This is a genomic window from Streptomyces sp. enrichment culture (assembly GCF_964272855.1).
Taxonomy (GTDB): Bacteria; Actinomycetota; Actinomycetes; order Streptomycetales; family Streptomycetaceae; genus Streptomyces.
In genome coordinates, this window is the sequence record NZ_OZ186847.1 from 8,401,025 (window position 1) to 8,420,793 (window position 19,769).

At 71.3% G+C, this 19,769-nt stretch carries 19 protein-coding genes; 7 read left to right on the forward strand and 12 right to left on the reverse strand.

Going from position 1 to position 19,769, the window contains the following annotated elements:
- Positions 1-21 precede the first annotated feature (21 nt).
- Positions 22-1,680 carry a carboxylesterase/lipase family protein gene (locus ACSU6L_RS37545; RefSeq protein ID WP_437064158.1) on the reverse strand — a complete coding sequence of 553 codons (1,659 nt, stop codon included), beginning with the start codon at positions 1,678-1,680 and terminating at the stop codon, positions 22-24.
- A 78-nt stretch (positions 1,681-1,758) separates the two neighbouring features.
- Between ACSU6L_RS37545 and ACSU6L_RS37550 the strand changes: the two genes are divergently transcribed.
- Entirely contained in the window at positions 1,759-2,277 is a 519-nt protein-coding gene (locus ACSU6L_RS37550; protein WP_437064159.1) for a hypothetical protein, read from the forward strand.
- A gap of 30 nt (positions 2,278-2,307) precedes the next feature.
- Here the strand turns inward: ACSU6L_RS37550 and ACSU6L_RS37555 are convergent, their stop codons facing one another.
- The 9 genes from ACSU6L_RS37555 to ACSU6L_RS37595 form a co-directional block, all read right to left on the reverse strand.
- Positions 2,308-2,505 carry a hypothetical protein gene (locus ACSU6L_RS37555; RefSeq protein ID WP_437064160.1) on the reverse strand — a complete coding sequence of 66 codons (198 nt, stop codon included), beginning with the start codon at positions 2,503-2,505 and terminating at the stop codon, positions 2,308-2,310.
- Between the two features lie 5 nt (positions 2,506-2,510).
- Entirely contained in the window at positions 2,511-3,299 is a 789-nt protein-coding gene (locus ACSU6L_RS37560) for an AAA family ATPase (RefSeq protein ID WP_437064161.1), read from the reverse strand.
- A 174-nt stretch (positions 3,300-3,473) separates the two neighbouring features.
- Positions 3,474-4,304, reverse strand: coding sequence for a xanthine dehydrogenase accessory protein XdhC (xdhC, locus tag ACSU6L_RS37565; protein WP_437065186.1), 831 nt, complete (start codon positions 4,302-4,304; stop codon positions 3,474-3,476).
- Position 4,305: 1 nt separating this feature from the next.
- A complete protein-coding gene (gene xdhB, locus ACSU6L_RS37570) occupies positions 4,306-6,717 on the reverse strand; it encodes a xanthine dehydrogenase molybdopterin binding subunit (protein WP_437064162.1) in 2,412 nt (803 codons plus the stop codon).
- Positions 6,714-8,189 (reverse strand): xanthine dehydrogenase small subunit, encoded by a 1,476-nt coding sequence (locus tag ACSU6L_RS37575; RefSeq protein ID WP_437064163.1) that lies wholly within the window; start codon positions 8,187-8,189, stop codon positions 6,714-6,716. The genes xdhB and ACSU6L_RS37575 overlap by 4 nt, the downstream gene beginning before the upstream one ends.
- Before the next feature lie 395 nt (positions 8,190-8,584).
- Positions 8,585-9,019: a hypothetical protein gene (locus ACSU6L_RS37580; protein ID WP_437064164.1), complete on the reverse strand. Its 435-nt coding sequence runs from the start codon at positions 9,017-9,019 to the stop codon at positions 8,585-8,587.
- Between the two features lie 111 nt (positions 9,020-9,130).
- Positions 9,131-9,601: a DUF3592 domain-containing protein gene (locus ACSU6L_RS37585; protein WP_437064165.1), complete on the reverse strand. Its 471-nt coding sequence runs from the start codon at positions 9,599-9,601 to the stop codon at positions 9,131-9,133.
- A gap of 184 nt (positions 9,602-9,785) precedes the next feature.
- A complete protein-coding gene (locus ACSU6L_RS37590; protein ID WP_437064166.1) occupies positions 9,786-10,592 on the reverse strand; it encodes a hypothetical protein in 807 nt (268 codons plus the stop codon).
- On the reverse strand, positions 10,589-11,854 hold the full coding sequence (locus ACSU6L_RS37595) for a glycosyltransferase family 4 protein (RefSeq protein ID WP_437064167.1): 1,266 nt from the start codon (positions 11,852-11,854) through the stop codon (positions 10,589-10,591). The genes ACSU6L_RS37590 and ACSU6L_RS37595 overlap by 4 nt, the downstream gene beginning before the upstream one ends.
- Before the next feature lie 328 nt (positions 11,855-12,182).
- Between ACSU6L_RS37595 and ACSU6L_RS37600 the strand changes: the two genes are divergently transcribed.
- Genes ACSU6L_RS37600 through ACSU6L_RS37625 form a run of 6 tightly spaced genes read left to right on the forward strand, consistent with a single transcriptional unit; the run spans position 12,183 to position 17,576 of the window.
- A complete protein-coding gene (locus ACSU6L_RS37600) occupies positions 12,183-13,781 on the forward strand; it encodes an ATP-binding protein (protein WP_437064168.1) in 1,599 nt (532 codons plus the stop codon).
- Positions 13,778-14,185: a roadblock/LC7 domain-containing protein gene (locus ACSU6L_RS37605; RefSeq protein WP_073944091.1), complete on the forward strand. Its 408-nt coding sequence runs from the start codon at positions 13,778-13,780 to the stop codon at positions 14,183-14,185. The genes ACSU6L_RS37600 and ACSU6L_RS37605 overlap by 4 nt, the downstream gene beginning before the upstream one ends.
- Positions 14,182-14,529, forward strand: coding sequence for a DUF742 domain-containing protein (locus tag ACSU6L_RS37610; RefSeq protein ID WP_437064169.1), 348 nt, complete (start codon positions 14,182-14,184; stop codon positions 14,527-14,529). The genes ACSU6L_RS37605 and ACSU6L_RS37610 overlap by 4 nt, the downstream gene beginning before the upstream one ends.
- A gap of 13 nt (positions 14,530-14,542) precedes the next feature.
- Entirely contained in the window at positions 14,543-15,136 is a 594-nt protein-coding gene (locus tag ACSU6L_RS37615; protein WP_437065188.1) for a GTP-binding protein, read from the forward strand.
- On the forward strand, positions 15,133-16,347 hold the full coding sequence (locus tag ACSU6L_RS37620) for a cytochrome P450 (protein WP_437064170.1): 1,215 nt from the start codon (positions 15,133-15,135) through the stop codon (positions 16,345-16,347). The genes ACSU6L_RS37615 and ACSU6L_RS37620 overlap by 4 nt, the downstream gene beginning before the upstream one ends.
- 2 nt (positions 16,348-16,349) lie before the next feature.
- Positions 16,350-17,576 carry a cytochrome P450 family protein gene (locus tag ACSU6L_RS37625; protein ID WP_437064171.1) on the forward strand — a complete coding sequence of 409 codons (1,227 nt, stop codon included), beginning with the start codon at positions 16,350-16,352 and terminating at the stop codon, positions 17,574-17,576.
- A gap of 96 nt (positions 17,577-17,672) precedes the next feature.
- Here the strand turns inward: ACSU6L_RS37625 and ACSU6L_RS37630 are convergent, their stop codons facing one another.
- Positions 17,673-18,860, reverse strand: a complete 1,188-nt coding sequence (locus ACSU6L_RS37630) for a S1 family peptidase (RefSeq protein WP_437064172.1) — start codon at positions 18,858-18,860, stop codon at positions 17,673-17,675.
- 158 nt (positions 18,861-19,018) lie between these two features.
- Entirely contained in the window at positions 19,019-19,756 is a 738-nt protein-coding gene (locus ACSU6L_RS37635) for a TetR/AcrR family transcriptional regulator (protein ID WP_437064173.1), read from the reverse strand.
- Positions 19,757-19,769 lie beyond the last annotated feature (13 nt).

The window sequence follows — 19,769 nt, forward strand, 5'->3', positions numbered from 1 at the left end:
GTTCTCGCCGCACCGGACAGGTCAGTTCAGCTCGCTCCAGAACCCCAGATTGTGTCGGCGGTAGTAGTCGACGGGCCCGATCCGGTGCGGTGCCAGAGACTGGGTGTACGGCCGGCCGGTGGAGGTCGGGCGGTGGCGGGGCCAGGTGGGCAGGCCGGAGCCGTGGGGCGCGCCAGTGCGGGCGAAAGCCGCCCAGTACCCCGTCATCGTGGACGACAGGCGGCGTTGCGCCGGGGTGAACAGCGGCTCGGCCACTTCGTCCTCGAAGAGGTAGGGGATGTCGCCGGCGTGGAAGGCGCCGAAGTCGAACTCGCCCGGCAGCGGGAGGAACATCGGCGCGTCCCGGTCGGCGAACTCGTAAGCGTAGACCGGCACGTGCCGGGCCAGCGAGTCGTGCTGGGCCTGCGTGCCGCGTGCCCACATACGGTCGGTGATCACGGTGGCCCAGGCCAGCGCGGGCGAGGGGAAGGCCTCCACGGGGTACTCGGCCCGTACACGCTTCGCCGTCCGCTCGCCGAACGCGGTGCGCAGCGCCTGGTCGTAGTCGGCCTCGGTGAACGGTTTGCCCACGGCGTCGTACAGCATCCCCACGAATGTGCGGTGTTCGTCGAGCGTCGCGCCCGACAGCACGGGCACCCGGTGGAAGCGTCCGGCGCGCAGGGCCTGGGGCGGCAGCTCGGGCAGGGTGGCGTTGCCGTACCCGAACGCCTGGAAGGCGTTCATGATGTACGGCACCTCGAGGATCGTCTCGACGGGCAGGGCCCGCAGGCAGGCGAGGACTCGTCCGGGACGGTCGTCACGGCACCCGAGGGGCGATGTCATCTCGGTGGTGATGTCCTCCATCTCCCGCCCCGTCCGCCAGACGTACCACGGGTATCCCGGTACGCCGGGTCCCATGGCGCCGGCCGGCATGTCCATCGTGGCCTCACCGCTCGCCATGACGGCCCGGTGGAAGAGCCCACGGGAAGCGGGGGACGTCAGGTGCCCCGCGACGGCGGACGCGCCGAACGACACCCCGGCCACGGTGACGTTGCCGGGGTCGCCACCGAAGGCGCGCGCGTTGTTCCGCACCCAGGTGAGTGCCGCCCGCTGGTCCTGGAGACCGAAGGTGCCGGATCCTTCCAGGCCGGGCAGCGCGAGGCCGCCGAAGACGCCGAGACGGTAGTTGACGGTGACGACGACCAGGCCCCGCTCGGCGAGGCGGCGCCCGTCGAAGAAGGCGCCGCCTCCCACGGAGCCGTCCCCGTGGATCCAGACGAGCACGGGCGCGGCCCCTCGCACGGCCGAGGCCGGCGGCGTGGTCACGTTCAGGATCAGGCAGTCCTCCTCCGTGCTGGAGATCTGCGCGTACTGTGACGGCACCTGCGGGCACAGCGGCCCCGGTTCGGTGGCATCCCGGACCCCCTTCCACGGCTGTACGGGGCGGGGCGGCGCCCACCGGTACCGTCCCGTGGGAGCACCCGCATAGGGGATGCCGTGGAAGATCCGGTACGGACCCGAGCGGATGCCGCGGACGAGGCCCGCGTCGGTGCGGACCGTCTCGCCGGTGGGGGTGGTGTCGGAAGCGGTTGCTGCGAGCCGGGCTTCGGTGGCTGTGGCTGTGGCTGTGGCTGTGGCTGTGGTTGGGGTTGCGGGTGGGGGTTGGAGGTGTTCGCGACCAACTCCTCGGGTGTGCATCATCGTTGGCACAACACGCCTGGTGGTACGTGGCATGATTGGCGGCCGCTGGGTGGTCCGGCGAGCGCTCGGCTTGCGGCGGTGCCGGCGTCGGACGGTCGTATCGAAGTGTTCGCGCTGACCGATGACATCTTCCGCCACACCTGCCAGACCGACCTGAACGGCACCTGGCGGCAATGGGTGGACTTCGGGCTCGGCGGAGACCATCTGGCGGTGGCGACCAACCACGACGGGCGGCTGGAGGTCTTCGCCACCAACGCCTCCGGCGTCCACCACCGCTGGCAGAACGTCCCCGCCGGAGACTGGCATGAATGGCAGCCGCTCGGCGGCCCAGCCGAGTCCTGCTTGGCGACCGTCGAGTCGCATGACCGGCGGATCGAGGTGTTCGCCATGAACGACGACGTCCTCCAGCACAACTATCAGGTCGACGCAACCGGCGCCTGGCGAACCTGGCAGGACTTCGGCGGTGGGGGCTACTTCATCCAGGCCCTGCGCAATCGTGACGGCCGGCTGGAGATCTTCGCCAACAACGCCGGTGGCGTGCACCACCGCTGGCAACACCAGCCCGGCAGCACCTGGCACGACTGGCAGCCCCTGTGACAGACGCGCTCGGTCCCACGGGTCCCCCTGTCACAGCTGCCAGCGAATGTCCTGGTCGGGGGTGTAGCGGCACATCGTGCCGGTGGAGACCGCACCGCGCAGGTGGGCCGCCAGGGCCGGGTGTTGTTCGTCCAGTCTGCGCAGGGTGTCACGGATGCGGCAGGCCACCACCGCGTCGTCGAGCAGCTCCAACCGCTGCTGCAGAGCGGCATGCAGGCTCGCCGACATGTCCGTCACCTCGTGACCGTCCGCCCACAGGTGCGCGGCCTCCTGAACGAAGAAGGGGTTGCCGGCCGTCCTCCCCAGGACTCGGCGACGAGGCGGTCGTCCGGTGCCCTCCCCACCGTACGGTGCATCAACTCGGCGACGTCGGCTGTTCCCAGGCCCGTCAGCGCCAGGGTCGTGGCCCGCGACATGAGCGCGCGCAGCCGGTCCCGCAAGGGGTGGTCCGGCCGCTCGATCTCCGCGTCCCGGCACGTCGCCACGATGAGGGCGGGTTCCAGGGACATGTGCTGCGCCGCGAACTCCAGCAGGGCGACCGACGCCGCGTCGGCCCAGTGCACGTCCTCCAGCACGATCAGCAACGGCTGGTGCTGCGCGGCGGTGATCAGCAGGGTGGTGACCGCGTCGAACAGCTGGAACTGATCCGTCTCCTCCGCTTTGGTCTCACCGCCCATCAGGGCCTGCCAGGCCGCTCCGGCACCGTCCGACGCGGCTTTCCAGGCTTCGGCTCGCGCGGCTCTGCGCAGGCCCCGGATGACCTGCGTCCACGGCCAGTAGCCAGGAGTGCCGTCGGCGCCCCAGCACGAGCCGCGTACCACGGTCATGCCCTGCCGGCGTGCTTCCTGCATCGCGTGTCCGGTGAGGGAGGTCTTGTCGATGCCCGCCTCACCGGTGATCGGCAGCAGGCCGCCGTGGCCTGTGCCCGCGCGCTCGATGTGAAGGCGCACGGCGCGCAGGAAGCCGTCACGGCCCAGCAGCGCGGGCCGGGCCCCACTCGGCGGCACGGTCACGTCCGGCACCGGCCCTCGCAGGCAATCCCCGACCGCCCCATGCCCACCTACTCCCGCGCAGCGTCCGGCCCCGGCCGCAGCCGTGGTCCCGTCCAGAAGCGTGGACGTGTTCGAAAAGTGGATCAAGGCCACATCCTGGGGCACCTCGTGGTGCGCGGCTGCCTGTCGTTCCGATCCGGCGAGTCAGTCCCGCTCGGCGGCGAGTCGGTCCCCCTCGCTCTCGAAGGTGCGCAGCAGATCGGCGGCGACGCTCACGGCGATGGTCGCCGGTTCCTTGCCGTTGATGTCGGCCAGCCCGATCGGGGTCTTGATCCGGTCGATGGTGGCATCGTCGTGTCCGCCCTCGCCGGCGAGCACCTTGCGGAATCGCGCCCACTTGGCCGCCGACCCGATCAGCCCGATGGAGCCGAGATGCGCGGTACGCAAGGAGGCGTCGCACAGAGCGGCGTCCTCGGCGTGATCGTGGGTCATGATCAGGACGTGGGTGCCGCGCGGCAGCTCCGCCAGCACCTCCTCGGGCAGCAGCGGCGTGTGATGCACGTGCACCTGCGCCACCGCGTCCGCCAACACGTCGAGCCGCCCCTCGGCCAGGACATCGGACCGGGAGTCGACGAGGTGCAGGTCGAGGTCCTGCCGTGCCAGGATGCGCGCCAGTTCCAGCCCGACGTGCCCCACCCCGAAGATCGCCACCGCCCGTACCACCGGCAGCGGTTCGAGCAGTACCGAGACCGTGCCGCCGCAGCACTGCACGCCGTGCCGGTTGGTGGCCTTGTCGTTCAGGGCGAAATCGATCAGTTCCGGTCGTGACTCGGCCGCGGCGATCATCTCGCGGGCCCGGTCGATCGCGACGGCCTCGACGTTGCCGCCACCGATCGAGCCCCACGTCTCGGTCCGCCCCACGACGAGTTTTGCACCGGCGTCGCGCGGGGCATGGCCCCGCACGGTCGCGACGGTCACGAGCACGCCGGGCTCCCGGCGTGCTCGCAGCCGCGCGACCGCGCCGACCCACGACATGTCAGGCACCGCTCAACGCTTCCGTGTCCGTGCGGATCCCGCCGTTCGCGGCGAACCCCGTGCTCTCGTGACCGTTCCGGGAGGCACCGGCCTCGCGGGCCGTCTGGATCGCCCAGTACACCGCCTCCGGCGTCGCGGGCGAGGCCAACTCGACGCTGACCCCGCTCGGCCCGAACGCGGCGGCGGCCTGCCGCAACGCCTCCCGCACCGAGAACGCCAGCATCAGCGGAGGCTCGCCCACCGCCTTGGACCCGTATACCGCGCCCTCCTCGGCGGCGTTCTCCAGCAGCGTGACGTTGAACTCCTCGGGCATCTCCGAAAAGCTCGGCAGCTTGTAGGTGCTCGCGGCCTGCGTCAGCAGCTGGCCACGGTTCGGCCCGTCACTCGTGTCCCAGCGCAGGTCCTCGAGCGTCAGCCAGCCCGCGCCCTGCACGAAACCGCCCTCGACCTGCCCGATGTCGATCATCGGGGACAGGCTGTCGCCGACATCGTGCACGATGTCCACCCGCCGGATGCGGTACGCGCCGGTGAAGCCGTCCACCTCCACCTCGGTCGCGGCGGCACCATGGGCGAAGTACTTGAACGGCGTGCCGGTGAACCGCTTCGCGTCCCAGTGCAGCCCCTCGGTCCGGTAGAACCCCGCCGCCGACAGCTGAACTCGCTGGAAGTACGCGGTGCGCACCAGGTCGTCCCAGGCCAGCTCCTTGTCGCTGCCCAGGGTGCGTGCGACGCCGTCGACGATGCGCACGTCCGAGGCGTTCGAACCCAGCTGGCTGGCGGCCACCTGCAGCAGCCGCTCGCGCAACTGCTCACACGCGTTCTTCACCGCCGCACCGTTCAGATCCGCTCCCGCACTGGCCGCGGTGGCGGAGGTGTTGGGCACCTTGTCGGTCCGGGTCGGGGCCAGCCGCACCTTGTGCAGCGGGATGCCCAGCGTGGTCGCGGCCACCTGCAGCATCTTCGTGTGCAGGCCCTGGCCCATCTCGGTGCCGCCGTGGTTGATCAGGACGGAGCCGTCCCTGTAGATCAGGACCAGCGCGCCACCCTGGTTGAAGGCCGTGAGGTTGAACGAGATCCCGAACTTGAGGCCGGTGACCGCCAGTGCCCGCTTCGTATGCGGGTGCGCGGCATTGAAGGCGGCGATCTCGCGCTTGCGATCGGCGACGCCGGCGTCGTCCTGCACCTGCTGCCAGACGGCGGAGATCCGTTCGGGCTGCACGACCGGCTGTCCGTACGGCGTGCACTGACCCCGCCGGTAGAAGTTGCGCTCCCGCAACTCCATGGGATCCAGGCCGAGCAGCGGCGCGCACCGGCCCATGATGTCCTCGATCACCAGCATGCCCTGCGGTCCGCCGAAGCCCCGGAAGGCGGTGTTGGAGACCTTGTTGGTCTTGGCGATGCGACCGGCGACGCGCGCGTTGGGAATCCAGTAGGTGTTGTCGATGTGGCACAGCGCGCGGGCCACGACCGGCTCGGACAGATCCAGGCTCCAGCCGCCGTCCGCGGTCAGAGTGGCGTCCAGGGCCTGGATACGGCCGTCGGCGTCGAAGCCGATCTTCCACGTCGCGTGGAACCCGTGCCGCTTCCCGGACATGGTCAGGTCCTGAGTCCGGTTGAGCCGCAGCCGGACCGGCCGACCGGTCAGCTTGGCGCCGAGCGCGGCGACGGCCGCGAACCCGTGCGGCTGCATTTCCTTGCCGCCGAAACCGCCACCCATCCGCAGGCACTGCACGGTCACCTCGTGGCTGTGCAGGCCGAGCACGTGCGCGACGATCTCCTGGGTCTCCGACGGATGCTGGGTGCTGCTCTGGACGAACACCTGCTCGGCCTCGTCGACGTAGGCCAGCGCCGAGTGCGTCTCCAGGTAGAAGTGCTCCTGATCGGAGAACTGCAGCTCGCCGGTGAACACATGCGCGGAGTCGGCGAAGCCGGCGTCGACGTCACCGGTCAGCATCACGGGCTGAGCGCCGTGAAAACTGCTCGCCGCCATCGCGTCCTGCAGCGTGACCACGGAGGGCAGCTCTTCGAGTTCCACCTCCACGGCCGCCGCACCGAGCCGGGCCGCCTCCAGGGTCTCGCCGAGCACCCAGGCGACCGCATGGCCGTGGAACATGACCTCGTCGGGGAACAGCGGCTCGTCATGCTTCATCCCGGCGTCGTTGACGCCGGGCACATCGGCACCGGTCAGCACGCGAACCACCCCCGGCACGGCGAGCGCGGGCCCGGTGCGCAGCGCGGTGATCCTGCCGTGGGCCTTCATGACCTGGACCGGGTAGGCGTGCAGCACGTCCTTGGTGCGGTACACCAGGTCGTCGGTGTAGAGCGCGGTGCCGGTGACGTGCAGCGCGGCACTCTCGTGCGGCATCGGGAGGCCGACGACGGGCTTCTCGGGACGCTGGGACAAGTGGCTCATGACGGCACCGCCTCGGCGGTTCGCGCGTACAGCTTCAGCAGGCTCTGGCCGAGCATCGCGGAGCGGTAGCCGGCGCTGGCGCGGTGATCGCTCATCGGCGTGCCCTCGCCCTGCAGCACCAGGGCCGCGGCCTCGACGGTCTCCGCCGCCCACGGCCTGCCCTCCAGGGCCGCCTCGGTGGCGAGAGCGCGGATCGGGGTCGCCGCCACGCCGCCCAGGCCGATGCGTGCCTTGCGGACGATCCCGTCCTCGATGTCGAGCGCGAACGCGGCGGCCACGCTCGAGATGTCGTCGAAACGCCGCTTGGCGATCTTGTGGAAGGCCACGACCGGCGACAGCGGCAGCGGAACGCGCACCGCGCGGATCAGCTCGCCGGGACGGCGCACGCTCTGCCGGTAACCGGTGAAGTAGTCCGCCAGCGGGACCTCGTGCTCACCGTCGGCGTCGGCGAGCACCACCGACGCCTCCAGAGCCAGCAGCGCCGGTGGGCTGTCACCGATGGGGGAGCCGGTGCCCAGGTTGCCGCCGAGGGTCGCGCTGTTGCGGATGAGCCGGGACGCGAACTGCGGGAACAGCTCCGCCAGCAGCGGGACACTGCCGTCCAGTCGGCGTTCGATCTCGGTGAGCGTCAGCGCCGCCCCGATCTCGACGCAGTCGGATTCGACGCGCAGTTCCCGCAGTTCCGGCAGCCGGTCGATCGCGACCACGCAATCCGCCCGGCGGGAACGGATGTTCACCTCCACGCCCCAGTCGGTGGAGCCGGCGACCACCACCGCGTCGGGCCGCTCGCGCAGCAGCTCCAGCGTTTCGGCAAGGGTGCTCTTCCGCAGGAACGCGCCGTCGTCCCGGACGTATTCGGTGGCGACGGGTACGGGCGGGGACTGCTCGCGGCGCTGCGCCAGCGGATCCTCATCGGTGGGCGTGCCGACGACGAACGCGGCGTCGCGGATGGGGCGGTAGCCGGTACAGCGGCAGAGGTTGCCGCTCAGCGCGTGCAGATCGAAACCGTTCGGACCGTGCTCCGCGTCGGAGCTCTCGGCACGGTCCGAGTCCGAGTCGGCGTGCGCGCAGCGGTCGGGCCGGTAGTACTCGGCGGCCATGCTGCAGACGAAACCCGGTGTGCAGTAACCGCATTGGGAGCCGCCGCGGACCGCCATCTCCTCCTGCACCGGGTGCAGGGTGGGCGGCATCCCGGGTTCGCCGGCGGTGGCGAGACCTTCGGAGGTGACGATCTCCTGACCGTCGAGCGCCGCGACCGGGACCAGGCAGGCGTTGACCGCCACCCAGTCGGTGGGCTTGTTCACCCCGGGACGGGCCACGAGCACCGAACAGGCACCGCATTCACCCTCGGCGCAGCCCTCCTTGGTGCCGGTGAGACCGCGCTCGCGCAGGAATTCCAGCACGGTGGTGTGGGGCGCAGACGGTGAGATCGGTGCTTCTTTCCCGTTGACCGTGATCCGCGCCGCTACCATGACAGGACTTCATTTCGGTGCGTGATCGATCGATTCATCATGTTCGCCAACTTCAGGCAGCTTTCTGTGATCAGACGCGCCACATCACTCGGCAGGCGCAAAACGGCACGCGACGGCGGCGTGTCGGAAGATGGTGGTGAGACCCCCCGGAGAAATCCTGGAGGAACCCGAAAGAAGCGGGAAGAACCCGGAATGTGCCTCGACAGGCACATCAGAACGGCGTACTCAGCAGCCGTGCGCGATTCGACCCGGAACCCAGACCGTGCACTGGGCGAGGCGACCGAGATCGGAAATGGCGTACATCCGCTGGTCGCCTCCTTTCGGCAGTCATGGGTCGACGTCCACCGCAAAGTAGTGGCCGGGGCCACCGAGGTCAAGACATTGACCTCGGTTTCTCACGAGGCGGCGCTCGCGGCCTCTTCGATGAGGTCGGTGACGGGTCGCGGCTGGGAGGCCAAGGAGGCGCGGCTCGCGTCCGGTTCGACGACCTTGCGAGCGTTCATGCGCTGGGCCATGCGGCGCTGGTTGCCGGGGTGGCCCATGCGGTCGGCCGTGGAGACCTGGTACCAGGCCGGCTTCGCACGCCAGGCCGGCGCGGTGACGGAGTCACCGAAGGTGGACGCCGGCGGGGCCTTCTGCGTCACCGCCATCACCAGGGCTTCGTACCATTTTGCGTGTGCGCTCGGCGTCGTCGGCCAGCGACGTCTACGGATTCTCGACCGCGTGCAGCTCGCCGAATCCGCGCCGGGAAGTTCGATGGTCACTTTCGCCCAGTGGGCGGCGCCACCCCAGAAGCCGTGGACCAGAACGATTGCAGGCTTGTCCGCCATCGACCCTTACCCTTCAGCAGCGCGCCGACGAACTCTTCTCATCACACACCCACGCAGGCGCGATCGCACGTCGGACCTGGTACTGGAAGAGCCCCGGCGGGGTGACCGGTATCAGGGCGTCGGCATGGGGGCGCCGGAGTTCGCGACGATCAGGAAGAAGACGGCGAAGGCCATGAACACGGCGAGGAAGACCAGCGAGCATCCTGTGCTCAGGGCCAGCTTCCCCGGCGCCGGCACCCTGGCCGTGGCCTGCTCGGGGCGCTCCGGCCGGTAGTACACGGTGACGATGTCGCCCTCGACCGTGGTCGACGGCCCGCCCTCCTCGTCGAACCGGACGACACGCCCGTCGGGCGTCATGAACTCGTAGACGTGATGGAGCGTCGTCCGCACCGCGTTGTCTCCGCTGCGGCTGGTCGTCGTGTACGACCTGAGGCATCGCGCCTGGGCCGCGTACCCGCTGGACCAGGCGCCGCTGACCTGACGGTGGCGGCGGATCACGACGACGGCGAAGCACACCGCGACGGCGATCAGGGCGAGCGGTACAAGCTTGAACAGGGCTTCCATGGCATCCCTCGCGGTCACGCGCCGCCTTCCGGAACACCGGCGCGCCAGGGAACGTAACTCAACACCGCAGGTTCGCCTCGCAGCCGGTGTGAAACCCCGCCGCGTTCACCACCAGGCACACCGGGAGGCGCACAGGCCGGTGCGGGCTGACACGAGCGACGGGGCCCGCCGCCGTGTGGTTGGCGGGGCCGCGTCCATTGTCTCAGCCGGGCCGCGTCACCTCCACCGACAGGTCGTTGTCGACGGTGTAGTAGGGGCGTACGGCGGCGTCGCCGACCGGGACCGCCGGAAAGACGAACACCTCCTTGCGGTCCGCCACGTCGTCGAGGAGCCTGGCGAGCCGGATCAGGGGGGCCTCGGCGGCGGGTTGGAGGAAGACGTCCCACACGCCGGTGCGGGCGGCCAGTTCCTCGTGGCCGACCGTGACGGAGAAGGCGTGGCCGTCGGGCCCGGCGACGGGTCGCACCGTGTGCACGGTGCCGCTCCCGCCCCGCAGCCGCAGCCGCACGGCGGCCTCCTCCCGGAGCGCGACGCCGTGCAGACGCGCACGGATCGTCACCGCCCGGTCCGTGACGTCGATCCGGTCGACCTCCGCGTGGGCGGGCCGCACCCAGGCGCGTACCGCGAGATGGCCGTCCTCGGTGACGTAGGGGATCCGTACGGCCAGCGGCGCCCGCCGGTCGCGGGGCCGGCTGTCGACGAGGGCGCGCAGATCGCGCGGGCCGGGCCGCAGCCGCTGCCGCTCGGCACCGGGCTCCCGCAGCAGGTACACGTCCCAGCGGCCCTCCGCGAGGACGGGCTCGGCCCCGAGGACGGCCCGCCGGTGACCGTCGTCGTCGGCCTCCAGGGCGAGTTCGTGCAGGACCTTCTCGGGCTGTCCCTTCTTCGGCCGCAGCCGCAGCAGCAGCCGTGCTCCGTCGGCCGCCCCGGTCCCCGCCTCGAAGACGATCCGGCCGTCGTCGTCGACCACGCAGCCCACCCGGGGCGCCGTCTCCTGCGTCGTGCTCATCGTCGTCCCCTCCGTATGGTGCGCAGTACGCCGTGGGCCGCGGCGTGGGCCGCGTCCCGGGCGGCGAAGCCGTGGCCGGTCAGGACGTGCTGGACGCGGGAGCGCTCCCGTACGCCCGCTCGGCCCGCGTGGCGCGCCGCGAGCGCGTCCGTGAACAGCCGCTCGGCCTGCTCGACCACCGGGCCGGGAGCGAAACGCCGTGCGTTGTGCTCGGCCGCGCGGCCCATGCGGCGGCGCAGTTCGTCGTCGCGAACCAGCTCCAGCAGGGCCGCGGCCAGCGCGTCCCGGTCGCCGACCGGCACCAGCCGCCCGTCCACCCGGTCCTCGATGATCTCGCCGGGTCCGTAGGGGCAGTCGGTGCTCACCACGGGCAGGCCGCAGCGCATCGCCTCGACGATGGTCATGCCGAACGGCTCGAAGTCGGCGGCCGTGGCGCCGATCGAGCCCTTCACCCACTCGGCTTCCATGGGGGCCGCCGCACCCATCAGGAAGACGTTGTTCCACAGGCCGAGTTCGTTGACGAGCCGCCGCAGCCGCTCCTGTTCCTCACCCTTGCCGTAGATGCGCAGCTGCCAGTCCGGATGCTCGGCGGCGACCGCGGCGAAGGCTTCGACGAGCAGGTCGTAGCGCTTGACCGGGACCAGCCGTCCCGCCGCGACGACCACCTTCGCCGTGCCGTCCGAGGTGGGCAGCACGGGGTCCGGCACGCTGTTGGGCAGGGCCTGGACGCGCACGTCCGGCAGCCGCATCTTGCGCCGGTAGGCGGCGGCGTCCGCCTCGGTGACGGTCGTGATCACGTCGAGCCTGCGGTAGGCGCGGCGCAGCGTCTGGCGCAGTCGCGGCGGATGGTTGTCCAGGGTGAGGTGCTCCTGTCCGACGCGCACCACATGGTCGGGGGCTTGCAGCGCGAGGTGCACGTTCAGTCCCGGCCGGGTGCCGATCACCACGTCGGCGTCGATGGCGGCGAGGCAGTCACCGATCCGCTCGTCGGTCAGCTCGCTGTACTGCCCGTACCGGTACTCGGCGTGCGGGAAGACCCGGGCCGGCCTCCGGTGCGCCGGATGGTCCTTCTCCTTTCGGAGATCCACCAGCGGCCGCAGCGACACTCTCGGGTCGAGCAGGAAGTTGGGACGCTCCCGGTGCCGCAGCACGGAGACGATCTCCACCTCGTGCCGCTCGGCCAGGGCTTGGGCCAGGTTGAACGTGGTGGTGATCGTCCCTCCGATGCCGTAGGCGTTGTGAAGCAGGAAAGAGATCTTCATGGCGGACCAGACCATGGAAACTTCCGTGAGGTTGCCGCCCGTTACCACTTCGTAGTCCTTCCGGACACTTGATGTGCGCGGGCGGTTCACGACGGGACCGCGTGGTGCCGCCTTCCGGACGGGCGGGGTGGGAGCGCTCCTGGTCTTCTCGCGCAACGCTCACGCGCAGCGTCGAAACAAGTACCGGACCCTTGTCTTATCGATCACGAACTCTCGTATAGTGACCGTCGGTTGATCAGCCTTAACGCTCAACTGCGCAACCACGCACACGTTCCCCCCTGGACGACGTCAAGGCCGCACTCGAAGCGGCCGCCCGAGGACCTGATTGATGACCGCGCAAGCCCGTCCCGGCGACCGACCCGCCGTACGACCTCTGCTCCTCATCGCGCTGACGGCCGCGGCCGTGTCGGCCCTCGTCGTCGGCTGGGCGGTGTCCGTGGCGCCCCCCTCCGCGCGCGGCCCGATCGGCTGGGGTGGCGGCGCCGGAGCCGTCCTGCTGTGCGCCGCCGTCACCGTCGCCGCGCACGGGTTGCGCAGCACGAAGGCGCTGCGTGCCCGGCTGCAGTCCGCCGACGCCGAAGCGGCACGCCTGGCCGGCGAACGGGAGACACTGGGCGCGCGGTGGCGACAGGAGCACCAGCGGCTGACGGACGCCACCGCCCACGACCGCGCGGTCCTGCTGGACGAATTCGCCCGGGAGCGGGATCGTGTCGCCCAGGAGCACCAGGCCGAGCGCGCCCGGCTCGAACAGGAGGTGCGGCGGCTGTCCGCGCAGGTCGACCGCGCCGTCGCCGACCGGGCCGCGGCGATCTCCGCGACCGCCAACGCCGCCGCCCGCATGCAGGCGCTCGCCACCGGCACCCTCGCCGACCTCAGGGCCATGGAGGAACGGCACAGCGACGAGGACGTCCTGGCCGACCTGCTGCACCTGGACCACCGCACCGCGCAGGCCGGCCGCCTCGCCGACTCCATCGCCGTGCTCGCAGGTGCCCGCTCCGGCCGCCGCTGGGCACGCCCCATCGGGATGGAGTCCATCCTGCGCGGTGCGATGGGCCGTATCAGCGGCTACCAGCGCGTCCGGCTGCACGCGGCCAGCAGCACGGCGGTGGTCGGGCACGCGGCGGAGGGCGTCATGCACGCCCTGGCCGAACTCCTCGACAACGCGGCCAACTTCTCGCCGCCCAGCGCCGAGGTGCACGTCTACGTCGAGGAGGTCCCGGCGGGCGTCATCGTCTCCGTCGAGGACAGCGGCCTGGTCATGGGCGACATCCAGCTGCGCCGGGCGGAGGAGGCCGTCTCCGGCGGCGGCACGGGGCTGGGCGGCCTCACCGGCACCCGGCTGGGCCTCGCCGTCGTGGGCCGCCTCGCCCGCAAGCACGGCCTGAAGGTCTCGTTCCGGCCCTCGGCACGCGGTGGCACCGGCGTTCTGGTCCTCATCCCGCAGGACATCCTCACCGAGGCGCCCGCCGAATCGCGGCCGAGCCGGGGCAGCCGGCCGCCGCGCCCCCTGCCCGCGGCCCGGCCCGCCGAGGCCGCCCCGGTCCACGCACACGGCGACGGCGAGACCGAGCAGCCCGCGCGCTCGATCGGCGGACTGCCCAAGCGCCGCCGCGGCCACACCCTGGCCTCCGCGGAGCGGGCGCGCACCACCTCCCGAACCGAGACGCCCCGCCCCGACGCGGCCGACGACCTGAAGGCCAGGGCCGCACGCTTCGGCGAATTCCGCCGCGCCGTCCGCTCGGCCGACTCCGCCGCGGAGGCGACGGGCCGTCCCCCCTTGCCGTCACCTGCCGACTCCGCCGCGCAGACGCCCGGCCGTCACCCCCTGCCGTCACCCGCCGACGAGCCCATCGCGCGCACCCGTCCCACCGAGACGTCACTCGACGTACCGACCCCCTCGCACCCGGAAGGCGACACCACCTCATGACCGGCACGACCACCGTCGACGAGAAGCTCACCTGGCTCATCGAAGGGCTCCTGGAGCGCACGCCGGGCGCGCGGCACGCACTCGTGCTCTCCCGCGACGGGCTCAAGCTGTGCCGCACCCCCGAGCTGACGGTCGACCAGGCGGACCAGCTCGCCGCGATCGCGGCCGGAATCCAGTCCCTGTCGCACGGCGCCTCGATGGAGTTCGGCGACGGCAGCGGTGGGGTGCGCTCGTCGATGACCGAGTTCTACGGCGGCACCCTCTTCATCGTCGAGGCCGGCGAAGGCGCCCACCTCGCCGTCGTCACCACCGAGGACGCCGAGCCGGGCCTGGTCGGGCACAACATGAGCGAGCTGGTGGAACAGCTGGGCGAGCACCTGACGGCCCAGCCGCGCACCTCATGAGGCGGCCCGGCAGGGACGACGCTCCCGACCGTCTCTACACGCTGACCGGGGGCCGCAGCCGCTCCGGCCCGGACAGCCCGTTCGACCTGGTCACCCTGGTGGTGGCGGAGAGCGAACCGGCCCCCGGCATGCAGTCGGAGCACACGGCGATCCTGCGGATGGCCCGGACACCCATCGCCGTGGTGGAGGTCGCCGCCGAGCTGGAGCTGCCGGTGAGCATCACCAAGGTCCTGCTGTCCGACCTCCTCGCCGCGGGACGGGTCAGCGCCCGCCACCCCCGCACGTCAGCCCTTCCCGACCCCGACATCCTGGAGCAGGTGCTCGTTGGACTCCGCAGCCTCTGACGCGCGCACCCCACTGGGTGCCTCCGCCGACAACGGTCTGAAGATCGTCGTCGTGGGCGGTTTCGGCGTCGGCAAGACGACCATGGTCAGGTCCGTCAGTGAGATCCGTCCCCTCAACACCGAGGAGACGATGACCCGGGCCGGCGAGACGGTCGACGACATCAGCGAGGTACGCGGGAAGACCGCGACCACCGTGGCCTTCGACTTCGGCCGCATCACCCTCGACGCACGCAACGTGCTGTACCTGTTCGGGGCACCGGGGCAGGAGCGCTTCTGGTTCCTGTGGGACCGGCTGTTCTGCGGCACGCTCGGCGCGGTCGTCCTGCTCGACACCCGGCGCATCGAGGACTCCTGGTACGCGATCGACCGCCTGGAGCGGCACGGCACGCCGTTCATCGTGGCCTGCAACGACTTCGGCGGTCCCCGGCACACCGCCGCGGACGTCCGGGACGCACTCGACCTCGACCCCCAGGTGCCGGTCATCGACTGCGACGCCCGCTCCCGTGCGTCCAGCAAGCAGGTCCTGATCACCTTGGTCCAGCACATCCAGCAGCACCTCGGCGACCGGCCCGCCCGAACCGCCCCGTCCCTCCGGGAGACCGTGTGACCACCGAAGCCGTTCCGCTCAGCGGCTCCCGCTTCCAGACCGAACCGGCCCAGCTGTACCGGGAGATGCGCCGCGACCACGGCCCCGTCGCCCCCGTCCTGCTCGACGGCGGCGTACCGGCGTGGCTGGTGCTCGGCTACCGCGAACTGCACCAGGTGACGGGGGACCCGGTCCTCTACAGCCGTGACTCGGGCCTGTGGAACCAGTGGGACAGCATCCCCGACGACTGGCCGCTGCTGCCGATGATCGGCCGTGAGCAGCCGTCCATCCTCTACACCGTCGGTGAGCGGCACCACCAGCGCGCCGGCATGATCGGCAAAGCCCTGGAGGCGGTGGATCCGTCCGCGCTGCGCCGCCATTCCGAGCGGTTCGCCGACGAGTTGATCGACGCCGTCTGCACCACCGGTACGGCTGATCTCATCGGCCAGTACGCGATGCTGCTGCCGGTGCGGGTACTGGCCAAGCTCTACGGCTTCCCCGACGACCAGGGAACCGGACTGGTCTCCGCGCTCAACGACATGATCGACGGACGGGAGCGGGCCCTCGACGGCCAGCGGCACCTCGCCCTGTCCATGGCCGAGCTGGTGGCGCAGCGCCACGCGGAACCGGCCGACGACGTCGTCTCCCGCATGCTGGCGGACGGCGGCTTCACCGAGGAGGAGGTCATGCAGGACCTCATGGTGATGACCGCCGCCGGACACCAGCCGACCGCCGACTGGATCGGCAACTCGCTGCGCCTGATGCTCACCGACGACCGTTTCGCCGCCTCCCTGTTCGGCGGGCGCAACAGCGTCGCCGAGGCCATGAACGAGGTCCTCTGGGAGGACACCCCGACGCAGAACGTGGCCGGCCGCTGGGCGTCGCGCGACACCCAGCTCGCCGGACGCCAGATCCGGGCCGGCGACCTCGTCCTGCTCGGTCTCCAGGCCGCCAACGCCGACCCGCAGGTGCGGACCGACGCATCCGCGTTCACCGGCGGGAACAGCGCGCACTTCTCGTTCGGCCACGGCGATCACCGCTGCCCCTTCCCCGCGCAGGAGATCGCCGAGGTGATCGCCCGGACAGCCATCGAGGTCGTCCTCGACCGGCTGCCCGACATCGACCTGGCGGTCCCGGCCGAGTCCCTGACCCGTCGCCCCTCGCCCTGGCTGCGCGGACTGACGGAGCTGCCCGTGCGGTTCACACCCACCCCTGCTCTGGGAGGCAACTGACCATGACGTCCGGCACCGCAGACGTGCGGATCCCCCTGGACCCCTTCGTCACCGACCTGGACGGCGAGAGCGCGAAGCTGCGCGCGGCGGGACCCCTGGCGGCGGTCGAGCTGCCCGGCAGTGTCCCCGTGTGGGCCGTCACCCGGCACGCCGAGGCGAAGGCCCTGCTGACGGACCCCCGGCTGGTCAAGGACATCAACCGGTGGGGTGCCTGGCAGCGCGGCGAGATCCCGGCGGACTGGCCGCTGATCGGCCTGGCCAACCCGGGCCGTTCGATGCTGACCGTGGACGGCGCCGACCACCGGCGGCTGCGCACGCTCGTCGCCCAGGCCCTCACCCCCCGGCGGGTGGAGGAGATGCGCGCCCGTATCATCGAGCTCACCGAGCGGCTGCTGGACGCGCTTCCCACGGACGCCGGTGTCGTCGACCTCAAGGCGGCCTTCGCCTACCCGCTGCCGATGTACGTCGTCGCCGACCTCATGGGCATCGACGAGGCCCGCCTGCCCCGGCTCAAGGTGCTGTTCGAGAAGTTCTTCTCGACCCAGACCCCGCCGGACGAGGTCGTCGCCACCCTCATGGAACTGGCCGCGATCATGGCCGAGACGGTCGCGGCGAAGCGGGCGGCGCCCGGTGACGACCTCACCAGCGCGCTCGTACTGGCCTCCGAGGACGGCGACCGGCTGACCGACGAGGAGATCGTCTCCACCCTCCAGCTGATGGTCGCCGCCGGGCACGAGACCACCATCTCGCTCATCGTCAACGCCGTCGTCAACCTCTCCACCCACCCCGACCAGCGGGCGCTGGTGCTGTCCGGAGAGGTGCTTTGGTCGGCGGTGATCGAGGAAACGCTGCGCTACGCGACCCCGACCTCGCACGTCCTCATCCGGTTCGCGACCGAGGACGTCCCGGTCGGCGACAAGGTGATCCCCGCCGGGGACGCGCTCATCGTGTCGTACGGCGCGATAGGCCGCGACGAACTGGCGCACGGCCCGACGGCGGGCGACTTCGACATCACCCGCGAGACGCGCACCCGGCACATCTCCTTCGGCCACGGCCCGCACGTGTGTCCCGGCGCGGCGCTCTCCCGGCTGGAGGCGGGGGTGGCGCTGCCCGCGTTGTACGCCCGTTTCCCGAGGCTCGACCTCGCGGTGCCGGCGTCGGCACTGCGCAACAAGCCGGTGGTCACCCAGAACGACCTCTTCGAGCTGCCGGTACGGCTCGACGGCTGACCGAGGTCCGCGGGCAGCACCGCTGCCACGGGATGTACGAAGCGGGCCCCGCCGGTCGCTCGGCGAGGCCCGCGCACGTCGGCGGCTCCTGTCCGGTCAGGTGGTGTGCAGCGTCAGCCCGTAACGGCCGAGGATCTCGTTCACCGGCTGGAACCAGGTCTCACCCCCGCCGGAGCAGTTGCCCCAGCCGCCGGAGGTGACGCCCTGAGCCTGGTCACCGCTGATGAACGAGCCGCCCGAGTCGCCCGGTTCGGCGCACACGCTGGTCTTCGTCATCTGACGTACTGCGCCCTGGCTGTAGTTGACCGTCTCGTTCTTGGCCAGTACGGCACCGCAGTGCCAGCGGGTCGTCGACCCCGAGCGGCAGATCGAGGCACCGATCGGCGCCTCGGCCGAGCCGCGCACCAGCTGGTCCGGGACGGTGCCCCAGCCGAGCACCACCGGCACGGTCCACCAGCCGCTGCCGACGTTGACCCACGCGTAGTCGTTCTCGGGGAACGAGGAGCCCTGGAAGTTGCCGATGTAGGAGCCGTCCCAGCCCCTGACCCCGGCACCCGCGCCGCCGCAGTGTCCGGCGGTGACGAAACCACCGTGCACCGAGAAGCCGATGGAGCAGCGGACGTTGCCGGTGTAGTACGGGTCGCCGCCCACGGTTCCCGCCGCGAAGGTCCGCGCGGCGGCCGGCACGGAGCGCACGGTGACCGGACCGGCCTCGCGGGCCTGGTCCACGAACCGGCGGACATCGTTGTCAGCTCCCTCGCCGCGAACGACGTTCACGACCACCGTGTTGGCGATCGGATCGACCGACCAACTGCTCACACCCGGGGGTGCGTCCATGCGGTCGATACGCGATTTCGCCGCGTCGAGCCGACGTTCGCTGTGCTCGACGGTGCGGACGGCGGCACCGGACGAGCGCAGGGCACGGACCGTCGACACCTCGGCGTCCGCGGTGACGGCGACGGTCAGCTTCCCGCTCGCCGCGTCGAACCAGGCGCCGCCGTACGCGGATCCGGCAGCCTTGCGTGCCTGGGGCGCGAGGTCGGCGGCGCGGCGTTCGGCGGCGAGGCGTGCCTCGGCCTCGGACCGCGACAAGCCGAAGTCCCTCTGCATCGCCTTCAGCAGCCCGGCGGAGGCCGGAGCGGAATCGGCCGGGCGGGTGGTGGGGCGGGAAGGGGCGGAGCCGGCGGTGTCGCTGGCCGAGGCGGGCAGCGTGCCGGCCGCGGCCCAACTGCCGATCAGGAGCATCGCGGCCACGCCGACATGCCTGAGTCTGGTGCGTCTCATGGAAGTTGCCCTTCGTCGTTCCCTTGAGGTGGGGGTGGAACAACCGCAGACTGAGAGCGCTCTCACAGGATTTGGGCAGATCCTAGCGACTCACAGCCGTCAGGTCCATGCCAAAGCAGGGAGTGGCGCGTTCACGAGGGCGACGACGAAGTCGTCGGTCACGGGCTCGTCGCTCTGCTCAAAGCCGCTTCCAGCCCGTCGAGGAACACTTCCAACGCTCCTGGATAGGCGCTGTCGTTCATGGTCTCCGCCAGCGCGTCCACGGACGCGGCGATATGCGGGTACCGGTCCGCGTCCAGGCAGGCGTACGTCTGATGCCACGCCGCGCGGTCGGCAGCCGAGGCCTCGGTGGGAAGAGCCATCGCCGCCGCGTCGATGGCGGCGAAGCCCAGCGTGAAGTCGATGAAGCGGTGGTAGTGGCGGGCGGCGTCGGCCGGGGAGAACCCGGCGCGGCGCAGGATTCCCAGACCGATCTCCACCCCCTTCATCTCGTTGGGGCGGCGCGTGACCCTGGACGCCGCCAGCACCGCGGCCTGCGGATGCGCCGTGTAGGTGCGATGCAGGCTCGTCCCCACGCGGCGCACGTCCTCCCGCCAGTCACCCGTGACGCGTACGTCGCGCAGGCTCATGCCGATCAGCTCGTCCGCCACCGCGAGCACCAGGTCGTCGGTGCTGCGGAAGTAGCGGTAGAGGGACGAGGGGTCCGCCCCGAGTGCCGTACCCAGCCGCCGCACGCTCAGCGCGTCACTGCCGTGCTGGCTGAGCAGACGGATCGCGGTGCTCACGATCAGCTCATGGCTGAGCGCGGTCCCCGCCTTCGTGGTGCGGCGTCGGCGTCCGGTCGCGAGCCGCCCCGGGGGAGCGGCGCCGTGCGAATCACCGGTCAGGGCGTCCATTCGTACTCCAGGA

Bases quoted from the DNA above. Each gene is read 5' to 3' on its own strand.
- ACSU6L_RS37545 (WP_437064158.1), bottom strand. From the start codon at position 1,680: ATGATGCACACCCGAGGAGTTGGTCGCGAACACCTCCAACCCCCACCC.
- ACSU6L_RS37555 (WP_437064160.1), bottom strand. From the start codon at position 2,505: ATGTCGGCGAGCCTGCATGCCGCTCTGCAGCAGCGGTTGGAGCTGCTC.
- xdhC (WP_437065186.1), bottom strand. From the start codon at position 4,304: ATGTCGTGGGTCGGCGCGGTCGCGCGGCTGCGAGCACGCCGGGAGCCC.
- xdhB (WP_437064162.1), bottom strand. From the start codon at position 6,717: ATGAGCCACTTGTCCCAGCGTCCCGAGAAGCCCGTCGTCGGCCTCCCG.
- ACSU6L_RS37575 (WP_437064163.1), bottom strand. From the start codon at position 8,189: ATGGTAGCGGCGCGGATCACGGTCAACGGGAAAGAAGCACCGATCTCA.
- ACSU6L_RS37580 (WP_437064164.1), bottom strand. From the start codon at position 9,019: ATGGCGGACAAGCCTGCAATCGTTCTGGTCCACGGCTTCTGGGGTGGC.
- ACSU6L_RS37590 (WP_437064166.1), bottom strand. From the start codon at position 10,592: ATGAGCACGACGCAGGAGACGGCGCCCCGGGTGGGCTGCGTGGTCGAC.
- ACSU6L_RS37595 (WP_437064167.1), bottom strand. From the start codon at position 11,854: ATGAAGATCTCTTTCCTGCTTCACAACGCCTACGGCATCGGAGGGACG.
- ACSU6L_RS37600 (WP_437064168.1), top strand. From the start codon at position 12,183: ATGACCGCGCAAGCCCGTCCCGGCGACCGACCCGCCGTACGACCTCTG.
- ACSU6L_RS37605 (WP_073944091.1), top strand. From the start codon at position 13,778: ATGACCGGCACGACCACCGTCGACGAGAAGCTCACCTGGCTCATCGAA.
- ACSU6L_RS37610 (WP_437064169.1), top strand. From the start codon at position 14,182: ATGAGGCGGCCCGGCAGGGACGACGCTCCCGACCGTCTCTACACGCTG.
- ACSU6L_RS37625 (WP_437064171.1), top strand. From the start codon at position 16,350: ATGACGTCCGGCACCGCAGACGTGCGGATCCCCCTGGACCCCTTCGTC.
- ACSU6L_RS37630 (WP_437064172.1), bottom strand. From the start codon at position 18,860: ATGAGACGCACCAGACTCAGGCATGTCGGCGTGGCCGCGATGCTCCTG.
- ACSU6L_RS37635 (WP_437064173.1), bottom strand. From the start codon at position 19,756: ATGGACGCCCTGACCGGTGATTCGCACGGCGCCGCTCCCCCGGGGCGG.